This is a genomic window from Streptomyces sp. NPDC002870 (assembly GCF_042888505.1).
Classification (GTDB): domain Bacteria; phylum Actinomycetota; class Actinomycetes; order Streptomycetales; family Streptomycetaceae; genus Streptomyces.
The window spans coordinates 57,728-69,928 of sequence record NZ_JBIAPW010000030.1; the positions used below are offsets into that span (position 1 = coordinate 57,728).

The 12,201-nt window shown below is 68.4% G+C and carries 14 protein-coding genes and 1 pseudogene; 10 read left to right on the top strand and 5 right to left on the bottom strand.

Annotation, left to right across the window (positions count from 1 at the left end; translation table 11 throughout):
- Positions 1-278 precede the first annotated feature (278 nt).
- Both ACFYWY_RS29055 and ACFYWY_RS29060 read right to left on the bottom strand, forming a co-directional pair.
- On the bottom strand, positions 279-1,379 hold the full coding sequence (locus tag ACFYWY_RS29055; protein ID WP_389191293.1) for a winged helix DNA-binding domain-containing protein: 1,101 nt from the start codon (positions 1,377-1,379) through the stop codon (positions 279-281).
- Positions 1,380-1,663: 284 nt separating this feature from the next.
- Positions 1,664-2,242 (bottom strand): DinB family protein, encoded by a 579-nt coding sequence (locus tag ACFYWY_RS29060; RefSeq protein WP_389191401.1) that lies wholly within the window; start codon positions 2,240-2,242, stop codon positions 1,664-1,666.
- A 100-nt stretch (positions 2,243-2,342) separates the two neighbouring features.
- Between ACFYWY_RS29060 and ACFYWY_RS29065 the strand changes: the two genes are divergently transcribed.
- Genes ACFYWY_RS29065 through ACFYWY_RS29075 form a run of 3 tightly spaced genes read left to right on the top strand, consistent with a single transcriptional unit; the run spans position 2,343 to position 4,042 of the window.
- Positions 2,343-3,371, top strand: a complete 1,029-nt coding sequence (locus ACFYWY_RS29065) for a helix-turn-helix transcriptional regulator (RefSeq protein WP_389191295.1) — start codon at positions 2,343-2,345, stop codon at positions 3,369-3,371.
- Entirely contained in the window at positions 3,368-3,595 is a 228-nt protein-coding gene (locus ACFYWY_RS29070) for a hypothetical protein (RefSeq protein WP_389191298.1), read from the top strand. The genes ACFYWY_RS29065 and ACFYWY_RS29070 overlap by 4 nt, the downstream gene beginning before the upstream one ends.
- A gap of 9 nt (positions 3,596-3,604) precedes the next feature.
- On the top strand, positions 3,605-4,042 hold the full coding sequence (locus ACFYWY_RS29075) for a hypothetical protein (RefSeq protein WP_389191301.1): 438 nt from the start codon (positions 3,605-3,607) through the stop codon (positions 4,040-4,042).
- 160 nt (positions 4,043-4,202) lie between these two features.
- On the opposite strand, the gene map is transcribed toward ACFYWY_RS29075, so the two are convergent.
- A complete protein-coding gene (gene map / locus ACFYWY_RS29080) occupies positions 4,203-5,021 on the bottom strand; it encodes a type I methionyl aminopeptidase (protein ID WP_389191404.1) in 819 nt (272 codons plus the stop codon).
- A 93-nt stretch (positions 5,022-5,114) separates the two neighbouring features.
- On the opposite strand from map, the gene ACFYWY_RS29085 reads away from it, so the two are divergent.
- Positions 5,115-5,381, top strand: coding sequence for a helix-turn-helix domain-containing protein (locus ACFYWY_RS29085; RefSeq protein WP_389191304.1), 267 nt, complete (start codon positions 5,115-5,117; stop codon positions 5,379-5,381).
- A 163-nt stretch (positions 5,382-5,544) separates the two neighbouring features.
- Here the strand turns inward: ACFYWY_RS29085 and ACFYWY_RS29090 are convergent, their stop codons facing one another.
- Positions 5,545-6,465 carry an SDR family NAD(P)-dependent oxidoreductase gene (locus ACFYWY_RS29090; protein ID WP_389191307.1) on the bottom strand — a complete coding sequence of 307 codons (921 nt, stop codon included), beginning with the start codon at positions 6,463-6,465 and terminating at the stop codon, positions 5,545-5,547.
- 51 nt (positions 6,466-6,516) lie between these two features.
- Here ACFYWY_RS29090 and ACFYWY_RS29095 point away from each other — a divergent pair, with 51 nt between their 5' ends.
- Both ACFYWY_RS29095 and ACFYWY_RS29100 read left to right on the top strand, forming a co-directional pair.
- Positions 6,517-7,164: a TetR/AcrR family transcriptional regulator gene (locus ACFYWY_RS29095; protein WP_389191310.1), complete on the top strand. Its 648-nt coding sequence runs from the start codon at positions 6,517-6,519 to the stop codon at positions 7,162-7,164.
- A gap of 41 nt (positions 7,165-7,205) precedes the next feature.
- Positions 7,206-7,296 (top strand): annotated as a pseudogene (locus ACFYWY_RS29100) (helix-turn-helix domain-containing protein); the annotation flags it as partial.
- A gap of 268 nt (positions 7,297-7,564) precedes the next feature.
- Here ACFYWY_RS29100 and ACFYWY_RS29105 read toward each other — a convergent pair.
- On the bottom strand, positions 7,565-8,065 hold the full coding sequence (locus ACFYWY_RS29105) for a type II toxin-antitoxin system Phd/YefM family antitoxin (RefSeq protein ID WP_389191313.1): 501 nt from the start codon (positions 8,063-8,065) through the stop codon (positions 7,565-7,567).
- 214 nt (positions 8,066-8,279) lie between these two features.
- On the opposite strand from ACFYWY_RS29105, the gene ACFYWY_RS29110 reads away from it, so the two are divergent.
- From ACFYWY_RS29110 to ACFYWY_RS29125, 4 genes are all read left to right on the top strand, one after another.
- Positions 8,280-8,810 carry a hypothetical protein gene (locus ACFYWY_RS29110; RefSeq protein ID WP_389191316.1) on the top strand — a complete coding sequence of 177 codons (531 nt, stop codon included), beginning with the start codon at positions 8,280-8,282 and terminating at the stop codon, positions 8,808-8,810.
- 1,501 nt (positions 8,811-10,311) lie between these two features.
- Positions 10,312-10,749 (top strand): helix-turn-helix domain-containing protein, encoded by a 438-nt coding sequence (locus ACFYWY_RS29115; protein WP_307662606.1) that lies wholly within the window; start codon positions 10,312-10,314, stop codon positions 10,747-10,749.
- A 32-nt stretch (positions 10,750-10,781) separates the two neighbouring features.
- Positions 10,782-11,372: a hypothetical protein gene (locus ACFYWY_RS29120; RefSeq protein ID WP_389191320.1), complete on the top strand. Its 591-nt coding sequence runs from the start codon at positions 10,782-10,784 to the stop codon at positions 11,370-11,372.
- 478 nt (positions 11,373-11,850) lie between these two features.
- Positions 11,851-12,192: a DUF2516 family protein gene (locus tag ACFYWY_RS29125; protein WP_389191323.1), complete on the top strand. Its 342-nt coding sequence runs from the start codon at positions 11,851-11,853 to the stop codon at positions 12,190-12,192.
- The last annotated feature ends 9 nt before the right edge of the window (positions 12,193-12,201 follow it).

Sequence of the window (12,201 nt, forward strand, 5' to 3'; positions counted from 1 at the left end):
GGCCCAACCCCACCCCCTGGCAGCCCGCGGGCGCGCCGTGGTTGTCGCGCGCGGTTAGTTGCGCGCGGGGGGGGGGGGGGGGGGGCGGGGCGGGGCGGGGGGGGGGGGCGGGGGGCGGGGGGGCGCCGCGCGGCGGGGTCACCGCGGGCTGTCGCGGTGACCCCGCCGCCCTTCGTCACGTCTCAAGTTCAGCCGACGTCCTTAGGCGGGTCGACCCGCTGCGATCCTGCGCGCGGTCGGAGCGGGGGCGGCCGGCTGCGGGGCCATGCGTGTGCTGCTCAGCGGGGAGACGCGGCGACCCGTACGCGGTGGCTGTCGTTGTCGGAGAGGAACGACGCCAGCGCCCGCCCCTGCTCGGCGACGGTGGTGCGGTCGGCTCGGGAGAAGCGGCGCAGCGGGGTGACAACCACGGTGCCGTCCTTGACGCTCCAGGTCGCGGCGACCCGGCCGTCGACCAGGACAACGCGAGCGCCGGCGACCGACAGGCCGCGGTGGGCGTCGTCGATGATCCGGCTGCGGTCGTGGTAGCCGAGGATCGCGTTGTCGAACGCCGGCAGAAACCGCACCGGGGCCGGTGTGTCGGGGTCGGGGCGCGGCGCGTCGGGGAGGTCCAACAGTTCCCGGCCCCGCTCGTCGCGGAAGGTGACCAGCTCCTCCCGTATCGAGGCGACCGCGGCCGGCAGTCCGGCGAGGCCGCACCAGGCGCGCAGGTCGGCAGAGGCGGCGGGGCCGAACGCGGCCAGGTAGCGCCGTACCAGCGCTTCGCCGACCGGATCGGAGCCCTCCGGGGCCGGCGGGTCGATCTCGCGCCCCAGCCAGGAGGAGAGCAGGACGTTGCGCACTCCCGCCCTGGTGCGCCACAGCCCGCGCGGCGGCAGCTGCACCACCGGGACGAGGGCGCCGATCAACATCTCACCCAGCGCCCGCGTTCCCGGCGACGGCCAGCGCTCAGCCAGCGCCCGCGCGAGTTCGGTCATCGAACGGGGCTCGTCGTCGGCCATTACCGCCCGGCCTGCCGCCGCGAGCTCGTCGAGGTCTATCCCGTCGAGCTCGCGGCGGTAGGTCCCGAGGACCCGTTGGCGCAGCATGGTGTCGTGGCGAGCCCGCCAGGCCAGGGTGTCGTCGGCGGTGAGGAGGTGGACGGTGCGGCGCATGAGGTGGGCCCGCACCACGCTCCGCCGGGTCAGCAGGTCCGAGAGCACCGCCGGGTCGAACGCGCGCAGCCGCGACCAGAGCCCGACGAACGGTTCCTGCGGTTCCTGCGCTTGCAGGCCGCCGAGGTGCGCGATGGCGTCGAGGACAGGCACTTCGGCGCGATCGAGCAGCAACTGCCGGGCGAGCGTCGCGCGGTTGAGGGCCCGGGTGTCGAGAACGGTCATCGGGGTCATGCCGCAGCTCGCGCGTCGGCCGATCGCCGGCGTAGCGACGCGCGTGTGACGGCCGGCGGCGTGTAGGACAGGCCGGTGGCGTGTAGGACAGAGCTCACATCGCCCAGAACATTGAACATACTCGTCTCCGTACAGCTAATTGGTAGTTATCGACTGCCCGGCCCGGCAAAGCCGTGGGACCGGGGGCCGGGCGGCGAGCAGCCGCCGCCCGGCCCTGCGATCCCTGGGTGACACGGTCAGGACGATGGCCCGATCCGGCAGGGCCCCGCCACCGCTCAGGACGACTTCTGGCCGTCGAGCGTCTCGCGCAGTATGTCCGCGTGTCCGGCGTGCTGGGCGGTCTCGGCGATGACGTGCAGCAGCACCCGGCGCACGCTGCGCACTGCTCCCGGCTCGTTCCAGGGCGCCTCCGGCAGCGGGTGCGTCGCCGACAGGTCAGGCACGGAGGCGATGACTTCCTCGCTCCGGGCGGCGACCTGCTCGTAGCGCGCGACGATCTTGGCCAGCGTCTCGCCCGGCAGCATCCGGAGGTCGTTCTGGTGGTCGATCGCCCACTGCGGGAACTCGCGTGCGGTACCGGCCGTGAGGTCGGCCCAGGTGACACCGTCGGGCAGGTCGTAGCGCATCGCCGACGGGCCGTCGACCACGAAGCGCATCCATCCTTCCTCGATGGACGCGACGTGCTTGATCAGCCCACCCAGGCTCAGCGCGCTGACCGTCGGATGCTCGCCGGCCTGCTCGTCGCTGAGCCCGCTGATGGTTTCGGTCAGGGCGGATCGCGCGGTCGCGAGCCCGGCGAGCAGGTCGGCCCGCTCGGCGTCGAGAGTCGAGGGTGGCGTGGTCGTGGCGGTCACGGTGATCGGGCCCTTCCGGTCGTTCTCGTTGTCTGGCACGAGACAACAGTCGCAAGAGAAGCGGCCAGGGTGTGGCCGCTTCTCAGGGCAATATGGAGTCATGCCGAAGACCTCAGCGCGACTGCTCTCGCTGCTTTCGCTGCTCCAGGCGCGCCGGGACTGGCCCGGGGCGCTACTGGCCGAGCGGCTGGACATCAGCCCGCGCACCGTGCGCCGTGACGTCGACCGCCTGCGCGAGCTCGGCTATCCGATAGTGGCCTTCAAGGGGCCGGACGGTGGGTACCGGCTCGACGCCGGCACGGAGTTGCCCCCGCTGCTGTTCGACGACGAGCAGGCCGTCGCTCTGGCCATCGCACTCCAGATCGCCACCACCACCGGTGCCGGCATCGAGGAAGCGGCGGCGCGCGCGCTGACCACCGTCCGGCAGGTCATGCCCGCACGGCTGCGCCGCCGGATCGACACCCTCCAGGTCACCGCCGTCGAGCGGCCCGCGACCCGACCGGACACACAGGTCGACAGCAGCGTGCTCATGACGCTCAGCGCCGCCGTCCACGCCCGCGAAGTGCTGCGCTTCGACTACGCTCCCGCATCTCCACCGGGAGCCACCGACGACGACCGCGCCGAATCCCTTCCGCGCCGGGTGCAGCCCCACCATCTCGTCACCTGGGGCGGGCGCTGGTACCTCGTCGCCTGGGACCTCGACCGCGAGGACTGGCGCACCTTCCGCGCCGACCGGATCACCCCGCGCACCCCCACGGGGCCCCGCTTCACCCCGCGCGAGCTGCCCGGAGGAGAGGTGGCCGCCTTCGTGGCCAGCAGGTTCCAGGGCTCCGATGGCTCCGGCGACTGGCCCTGCCGCGGCGAGGTGATCCTCGACCTCCCCGCCGCCGCCGTCTTCCGCTACACCCGCGAGGGAATCGTCGAGGAACTCGGCCCGGACCGCTGCCGGCTCGTCCTGGGCTCGTGGTCATGGCCCGGCCTGGCCGCCACCATCGGCAGGTTCGACGCCGACATCGAGGTCGTCGGCCCGACCGAACTCAAAGACGCCTTCGCGCTCCTGGCCCGCCGCTACGCCAAAGCCGCGACCGACGGACCCACCACACTCACCACGCCACCCTCAAGCCAGTGAGCGACGTGCACGTCGACCATTACAAGACGCCCGAGATCCAGAAATGGCCGGCCAGGCACCCCGGCCGGATCGACGTTCAGCAGTTAGAGAGTCGGGCTGGGGTGGCGTTTGATTTCGCCCCGCGGAGCCGGAGATCCGACGAGGCGCTCAAGGGGGAGTTGGACAGGCTCAAGACGAAGTACGAGGACTCCGAGCCCGTCGGCGGCCAGGCGAAGGAGAAGTGATTCGCAGCCATGGATTTTGCGACGCTGAAGGCCTCCAAGCCGACCGAGTACGAGGACGCTGCGGACGGGTACCGGTTGACGGGTGACATGGCCAGTACGGCCAAGGACGCGATCGACAACCAGATCTGCGTGGGCATCCGGAACCAGCTCAAGGGCGACACGGCGGAGGCCGCCCTGCGGGAGCTCCAGGAGCTGTCGAAGAACTTCCACCACGTGCAGACCGAGTGCGGTCTGGTAAGCACCGCGCTGAACGGTTTCGCCTTCGACATGGCGGTGGCCAAGCGGAAGCTGGACGTGGCGGTCGCGGACGCTCGCGGCAACGGCTGCACGGTGAACCCGGACGGCTCGGTCACTTTTCCGGCAGGTACGAAGCCCGGCGACGAGAAGATCGCTGACGGCGGCACGGTGGCCGGGAGTGCCGGGGGCTCGCCAGGGTGCCGCGGGTGACCGCGGGGTTCCTGGCGGGCGCCGGCGACGAGCCCGGTGCGCGTGTGGTCGGCGATCGACCAGCCGACCACCCGGCGGCTGAACTCGGCCCCGCTCGCGGCTGATCGCCGCGGTCGCCGTGTCGTCGGCCACCTGGGCTTCATCCTCGATGAAGCCCTCGTCAGCGTCCGGTCGCCGATGATTCCCGCTGGTCTTCCAGCCCCTTATTGCTCTGAGGGCGCCGGGTGAGCACGAGCGGGCCGGTCTCGGTGATGGCAACCGTGTGCTCGGAATGAGCGGTGCGCGAGCCGTCGGCCGAGCGGATCGTCCAGCCGTCCGGGTCAAAGACGATCTTGTTGGTGCCGGCGGCGAACCAGGGCTCGATCGCGATCGTCAGGCCGGGACGCAGCTTCCAACCGCGGCCAGGACGACCGTCGTTGGGAATGTGCAGGTCCTCGTGCATCGTGCGGCCGATACCGTGACCGCCGAACTCCAGGTTGACCGGGTAGCCGTACTCGGCGGCGATCGCGCCGATGGCCGCGGAGATGTCCCCGAGCCTGTTGCCCGGCTGGGCGACCTTGATCGCGGCTTCCAGGGCGACCTCGGTGGCCTCGATCAGCCGCAGGTCCTCCTCGGCCGGGGTGCCGACGATGACGGAGCGGGCCGAGTCCGCGGCCCAGCCATCGATGCCCACCGCCATATCCATGGTCAGCAGGTCCCCGTCGCGCAGCTTGTAGCTGTGCGGCAATCCGTGCAGCACGGCATCGTTGACCGAGAGGCACACCACGTTACGGAACGGGCCCTTGCCGAACGAGGGCTCGTAGTCCCAATAGCAGGACTCCGCGCCGCGCTCCTTGATCCGGCGGCGAGCGTGATGCTCCAGGTCCAGCAGGTTGACCCCTACCGCGGCGAGGTCACTGAGCTCAGCCAGCACCTGGCCGACGAACTGTCCAGTGACGTGCATACGCTCGATGTCTTCGGGAGATTTGTGCTCGATCACTGCGATCCTCGATTCCCCGGGGCACTGACAGGTATATTTATACCAGTGGGTGGAGTGGTTGCCGCAGGACACCTGCGGCCCTAGCATGTGCGCATGGTTCGCCATCCGCTCGCCCCTGAACAGATCGAGGCGGGCCGACGCCTCGGGGCCGCGTTGCGCTCCGCCCGGGCCGGGCGCAGCCCCGTCGAAGTGGCCTTGGCGGCAGAGATCTCGCCGGAGACCCTCCGCAAGATCGAGACTGGTCGGCTGCCGACGCCCGCGTTCGGCACCATCGTCCGGCTCAGCGAGGTACTTGGCGTACCACTGCCCGAACTCGCCACCGTCTGGCGCACGGATCCTGCCCTCAGCAAGGCCTCCTAGCAACAGCCCTTCGCTGTGCGGCGCCTCGTCGAAGGGCCGCACTCGCCATGGGCGCAAGACGGGCGCACACCTCACGGAAGCGTGAGTATCACTGGGTCGTCCTCGGTTGACGCCGGGAGAGCCCTCGTCCCGAGCCGGAGGAAAAGTTGTCCGTTGACTGAGCTCACCGGTGGCCGCACCACTGGGGACGGAGCCGTTCGTGGAGTCCTCGTCGGCCAACGGCTTCCTTCGGGTAGCGGCGGCGCAGGTTGGCGGCGAGGACTCGGTCGAGCGTGCGGTCGGACAGCATCGGGCCCAGGCGCATGATCAGGGCGGCATCCCGGCCGGCGGTGTAGCGGGTGCGCGGTCTACGAGTCGTCACGGCCTTCGCAATGACTCGGGCGGCGGCGTCGGCGGTCAGGCCTGAAGCAGTGCCCGAGGCCATCAACTTGTTGTTCGCCTGGACCAGGCTGCCGTAGCGCTCGTCCTGCTCCGGCGTCATCTGGGCAGCCAGGTGGTTCGCCGTCTCGACCCCGCGGGCAGCCATCTCCGTGCGGACGCCGCCGGGCTCGACCACGACCACCTGTACGCCCAGCGGAGCGACTTCCCGGCGGAGCGAGTCGCTGACAGCCTCCAGGGCGAACTTCGCGCCGGCGTACGCGCCGTATGTGGCCATGGCGAACTTGCCGCCGACCGAGCTGATGTTGATCACACGACCCTTGCTGTGCAGCAGCGCGGGCAGGAGCGCTTGAGTGACGGCGATGTGGCCGAACAGGTTGACTTCGAACACCCGCCGCCACTCCGTCATCGGCAGGGCTTCGACCGGGGCGTTCACCTGGACGCCGGCGTTGTTGACGAGCGCGTGCAGCGGGCGCGGGTCGTCGGCGATCCGTGCGGCGAGCGCTTGCACCTGCTCGGACTTGGTGATGTCGAGGATGACCGGCTCGATGCCGGTCGATCGGATGGCGTCGGCGTCACGGTCGCGTCGCACGCCGGCCAGGACGTGGAATCCCTGGCGAGTCAGTTCGCGGGCGGCTGACGCGCCCATGCCCGTGGAGGCTCCGGTTACGACGACTAGCTTCCGTGTTTCAGATGACGTTGTCACCTTGGCTAAGCTATCAGCACAGATGACACTGTCAACAATATGATGGAGGTCATGGTTACTCGTGCGGAATCCGCCGCCCTCACCCGCCGCGCTCTGCTCGACGCGGCCGCCGACCTTCTCGACCTCGGCGGCCCCGAAGTCGTCACCTTGCGCGAGGTGGGCGCGCGGGCAGGCGTGAGCCGGGGAGCGCCGTACCGGCACTTCACGGGTAAGGACAGCCTGCTGACTGCCGTCGCGACCGAGAGCTGGGAACGGATCGCCGACCGGGTCCACGCCCTGCGGACCGATCCGGCCCTGTCGGCCTCCGACAAGCTGCGCGGCGCCCTCCGCACCCTCATCGGCGTAGGCCGGGACCAGCCGCACCTGTACCAGATGCTGTTCAGGCGCCGTGGACACCGTCCTGAAGAACTTGGCGAAGGACTCGATCGCGTCCGGCGTCAGCTATGCGGACCGGGCGACCCGGCCGCAGACCGCATCCGCGCGGCCGGACGCTTCCAGGGCGAGTTCCTGGCCATCGTCGCCGACCTCGTCGGGGAGCGGAACGCACGGCACTACGGCGCCCTGCTGCTCACCAGCGCCCACGGCATCGCGGACATGGAGCTCAGCGGCCACCTCGGCACAGACGGATTGCGCACGACCTCCGACGAACTCGTCGACACCCTCGTCCGGATGGTCACGGATGCCGGCGAACCGACATAGCAACCCCCGCGCCCCCTCGACGTCTTGCTCCCCAAGCGAAGATGTCCGTGAGCGAACTCGCCGAACGCGTCGGCGTCACCCCCGCCAACCTGGCCGTGCTGAAAGAATGGCCGCGCCAAGGCCGTCCGCTTCATCGTCAGTGTTCACGTCTCCCCGCTGGAGGGCCCCACAGTGTGAGGCTGACCAGCAGGTTCGCTCCATAGCTTCGTTTCCAGATGAACGTCTGGAAGGGGAGTGACGTGAGCGTTCGAACCCGAGGTACCCGGCTGCGGCGGGGCGTACTGGCGGCGATGATCGCCGCCGCGCTGTGTGTCCTGGTTTCGTAGTTGGCCGTTTCATCACGCTTCGGTGGAGCTTCCATGGGGGCGCTTCCCGGCCTGAGACTGGGCCCCTCTCAACGTCACTGCTCGCCGACCGGTGGCTGTCGGGCCAGGAACTCTTCGAATGCCGCTGCCTGCTTGGGGTCCATGTATCCCTGGCGCGTGTGCATGGCTCTGTCCTCAAGCCACGCCGCCTCGTCGGCAGTCAGCTGCACCGCCACCACCACCCCGCTCCGGGCGAAGCTCACGCGACTGCCATCGGCGCGCACGTACCGGATGTAGGGTCCGTACTCCTGCGGGCCGGCCAACGGCTCGACCTGGAGCCGGCCAACGTCCCACGTCGGCTCGTTCGCGTCCTGCTCTTCCCCTTCCTGCGATATCGGTGGGGGTGTGGAGTATTCGGCACGGGCCCAGTGCTCCAGCTCGGCCAACACCCCCGCCGGGAACAGGACACTCACCGGCACGTCGGCCTCAGTGAGCACGACGCGTTCGCCGGTGGACTCGACCAGCGAGACGAGTCGCTCGTAGTCGATCGGGTCGGGGGCGTATCGGCGCTCAACAACGATCTTCACATCACCCATGGAGCCGAACGCTACCGAGCAGATGCAACTTTTCGAGATAGGTGACATTAAGTCCAAGGCCTGAACTGGGCCTTAGAAGCCCGCGGCTGGAGCCGCTGGATCACCAGCGACGTGAACCGAGCCCTGGTCATCGTGTGGTCCGGCTTCCGCGAAGGCGAGCCGATCCGATACTCCGAGCTCTTCCCGGCCCTACGAGTTCCGTGGGCTTCCCGTCGTGCGTATCGCCGAAGTCCTGGACCGCCTTGGCCTGTTCGTCGACGACCGCACCCCTGCCGTCGACCGGTGGTTGGAACGAAAACTCGACGGAATGCCCCCGGGTATCCATCGCGCCGTCGAAGCCTGGGTTCGCACTCTCCTCGACGGCGGCCCGCGATCCGAGCCCCGTTCCCGGCATACGACTTGGGCCTACCTCGGTGAGATCCAGCCGGTGCTGCTGGAGTGGTCCAGCCGCTACGACCACCTGCGAGAGGTCACCCGGGAGGACATCATCGCGGCCCGGGACGCTGTCACCGGCAAACAGCGACGGCTCCGCGTCGACCGTCAGCTCGAAGAGGCCCTCACACACGGCGCCGACCCGCTCCATCTTGCGCTCGTCTTCGGAATCGACGAGAAGACCGCGATCCGCTACGCGGACTCCGCCCGGCAGCTTCTCCAAGCCGACCTCGCAGCCGATCCCGCGTGTTCGCCACGAACCCACGGGTCCACCCCCGACAATGGCACCCGCAGACCCTTGGGTTCCCGCTGAAGAACCTTCAGTTTCCGCGAACTCGCGGGGATCAGGGCCCTGTTCTCGTATCGTTGCCGCGAGGTGATGTGTAGCGCTGAGTAACCGCCATAGCCCTCGTTTCCCCGGGCTGGCCGCCTCGTTGAGCTGAACGAGTGAACGGTGAGGGGTGGGGTGGATGCGGCAGGACTGGGAGCCGGAAGACCTGATTGAACCGTCCCGGGTTCGGTAGAGATCTCAGTTTGTGGTGGTTGTGGACGCGCACCACAAAAAATCATGCAGCGGGGACGCAAAACAATCTGCCGGTTGAAGGCAAAGGCTGCTAGCGTCTCGCGACCGGGGCCACAAATTGGAGGGGATTATGATCAAACGAGTTATCGCGATACTGGCAACTGTGTTCGTGGCAGCTGCAATTTTAACGCCGGTAGCCTCAGCGAAGGAGTCCGCCGATTGTAACTGGTTCGCCAAGGTGCCGACGGTCAGTTCTACTGGCAGAATCGTTGGCGTAGGTGGGCGTACGGGCTGTACGAACAAGATCAACCTGAGGGTCGAAGTTCGCAGAGTGATTAATAATTGGCCTGATCAAACCGTCGCCTCCGGAACCTATTGGTCTTTTGTTACCGGAAGCGTCACCGTCTATGGAGATAGGCGGTCGGGATGTCACAATTACTTTACGGAAACCATCTGGGAAGGCACATCCACCAAGATTCAATCCGGAGTCGTGCGCTCTTGCAGGTGACGAATCCTTCTCCGTTGTCTTCACGTGGTTAAGCACCCAACGAAGCAGTATCGACAAAGTCGGAAGCCAGTGGGCCTCGCGTCAGTTGATGCGAGGCCTACTGTCGTACAAGACTGACCATCCGGGCCACCCGCAACCTCGCCGCCACCCTCGAACGGCTCCGCGTCGACCGCCAGCTCGAAATCGGCTCGCCCTGGTTCACCCTGTGACGAGATCATGGACAGATGCCGTCGACCGAATCAGCAGCACCCGCGCTTCAGGACCAAGGACACAATAGTCCTCGGTTTCCTTGAACCCACGGGGATCATGGCCCTGTTCTCGTATAGCTACCGCCAGGTGGCGTGTAGTGCTGAGTAACTACTTGGGACTGTGGTCGTGCTGCTGGAGGGCGGCGACGTCGGAAACCCGAGGCGCACCTGCGGTCCGCGCTGACATGATCGGCGCATGCTCATCACTGGGTAACGCCCGGGACCTGTGGCGCGTCCTGCTCGACCTGGCTGGCCCTTCCACGACCATCCCGAGATCCCCGAAGAACTCCGCGAGACGCTGGCTGAGTGGGAAGCGGCGGAGGGTCCCGGGCGCGACTGAGTGAACAAGCGTCGGGTCCGACGGGACGCCCCCAGGGCGGCGTCCGGACACCCTGGGTTGGGCGCGTTGGTACGACAGTTGTCCTGCAAAAACGACACCCATCGTGCTCAGGCTCACACTCAGTCACATGTGCCTTGGAACACTTTTGCAAGCATGTGCTTGCAATAGTTAGCGCGCCTGGTGCACCATCAAGGCATGGCATCACTCAACGTCGGCAATCTCGGCGAATACCTGCGCGAGCAGCGGCGCACCGCGCAGCTCTCGCTCCGGCAGCTTGCCGACGCCGCCGGGGTGTCCAATCCGTATCTGAGCCAGATCGAGCGCGGGCTGCGCAAGCCGAGCGCGGAAGTGCTGCAGCAGGTCGCCAAGGCCCTGCGGATCTCCGCCGAGACGCTGTATGTGCGGGCCGGAATTCTCGACGAGCGGGAGCGGGACGAGCTGGAGACGCGTGCCGTCATCCTCGCCGACCCCTCGATCAACGAGCGGCAGAAGCAAGTGCTGCTGCAGATCTACGAGTCCTTCCGCCGGGAAAACGGCATAGATGTGAGCGGCACGGATGCGCATGGAATGGATGCCGACGATGACGGCCCCCGCACGGCCGACGGCAGTGATGCCGACAAACCCTCAGCCTGAACACCGACTTGCGATCCGGGAGGACCACAGTCATGGCCATCACCGATGACCTGCGTAAGACCCTCACCGACCCGACCCCCCTCTACTTCGCGGCCGGCACCGCCGACCTCGCCGTTCAGCAGGCGAAGAAGGTCCCCGCGCTGATCGAGCAGCTCAAGGCCGAGGCCCCGAGCCGTATCGACGCCGTACGCAACACAGACCCCAAGGCCGTCCAGGAGAAGGTGACCATCCAGGCCAAGGAGGCCCAGGCCACCGTTCAGGCCAAGGTCACCGAAGTGCTCGAGACCTTCGACACCGACCTGAAGAAGCTGGGCGAGAGTGCTCAGGACCTGGCGCTGCGCAGCGTCGGCGTGGCGGCCGAGTACGCCGTCAAGGCCCGTGAGGCATACGAGAAGGTCGCCGAGCACGGCGAGCAGACCGTGAGGGCGTGGCGCGGCGAGGCGGCCGACGAGATCGCCGAGATCGCCGTCGCCGTCGAGCCCCCGGCCGAGGAGAAGGCGGCGCCGAAGGCCGAGGAGAAGAACGAGGCCAAGGCCGAGACGAAGAAGCCCGCTCCTCCGGCCGCCCGCAAGGCCCCGCCGCGCAAGCCCGCGGCGAAGAAGGCCACGCCGCCGGCCAAGTAGGCCAGTGTCGGCATGCCGGGCCGCGCGGCCAGGTAGGCCGCCGGGCCGGCCGGGCCATTGCCGAGCACGTCAGTGCCGGTGCCAGGCAGGGCTGACCAGTGCAGTGCAGGCAGGCCATCCGGGTCGGCCAGGCCGGGCCGGCTGGGCCAGCGCCGAGCACGTCAGTGTCGGCTGCCAGGCAAGGCCAGGCAAGGCCAGGCCAGGCATGCCGGCACCAAGCGCGCCGGTGCCAAGCACGTCTGTGCCGCCTTCCAGATATGCCAGGGCTGACCAGTGCCAGTGCAGGCCAGGCCCGGCAGGCAGCCCAAGCGTGCCGGTGCCAAGCGTGCCGGTGCCAAGCGTGCCGGTGCTGGGTAGGCCAGTGCTGGACAGGCCAGTACCGAGCGGACGGGCCGGGCACCTTTTGGGGTGCCCGGCGCGTTCTCCCGGTACCTTGGCCGCGAGGCGCTACGAAACCACTTCTTAGGCGGTGCTCAGCATGTTGCGTGCGGGATTCGACATCGGCCTCTGGCTGATCCTCGACCTGGTCTTCCTCGTCTCCTCCGTGACCGCTCTGTTCATGGCTGCCCTGGCCCGCGAGGACGCCTACCGCGCCGCCGACAAGCAGAAGAAGTCCTTCTGGCTGATCATCCTGGGCGTCACGGTCGCGTTGAACCTGTTCGTCTCCGTGCTGTTCCTGTCGATCGCCGGGCTGATCGCCACGATCGTCTTCTTCGTGGACGTACGGCCCGCCCTCAAGCAGGTCTCCGGCGGCGGCGGCCGCCGCGGCGGCGGCTCCAGCAGCGACGGTCCGTACGGTCCGTACAACGGCGGCCGGTAGCCACCACGC

Excerpts from the sequence above, each read along its gene's own strand:
- ACFYWY_RS29055 (WP_389191293.1), bottom strand. The coding sequence starts at position 1,379 with ATGACCGTTCTCGACACCCGGGCCCTCAACCGCGCGACGCTCGCCCGG.
- ACFYWY_RS29065 (WP_389191295.1), top strand. The coding sequence starts at position 2,343 with ATGCCGAAGACCTCAGCGCGACTGCTCTCGCTGCTTTCGCTGCTCCAG.
- ACFYWY_RS29075 (WP_389191301.1), top strand. The coding sequence starts at position 3,605 with ATGGATTTTGCGACGCTGAAGGCCTCCAAGCCGACCGAGTACGAGGAC.
- ACFYWY_RS29085 (WP_389191304.1), top strand. The coding sequence starts at position 5,115 with ATGGTTCGCCATCCGCTCGCCCCTGAACAGATCGAGGCGGGCCGACGC.
- ACFYWY_RS29095 (WP_389191310.1), top strand. The coding sequence starts at position 6,517 with ATGGTTACTCGTGCGGAATCCGCCGCCCTCACCCGCCGCGCTCTGCTC.
- ACFYWY_RS29105 (WP_389191313.1), bottom strand. The coding sequence starts at position 8,065 with ATGGGTGATGTGAAGATCGTTGTTGAGCGCCGATACGCCCCCGACCCG.
- ACFYWY_RS29115 (WP_307662606.1), top strand. The coding sequence starts at position 10,312 with ATGGCATCACTCAACGTCGGCAATCTCGGCGAATACCTGCGCGAGCAG.
- ACFYWY_RS29120 (WP_389191320.1), top strand. The coding sequence starts at position 10,782 with ATGGCCATCACCGATGACCTGCGTAAGACCCTCACCGACCCGACCCCC.
- ACFYWY_RS29125 (WP_389191323.1), top strand. The coding sequence starts at position 11,851 with ATGTTGCGTGCGGGATTCGACATCGGCCTCTGGCTGATCCTCGACCTG.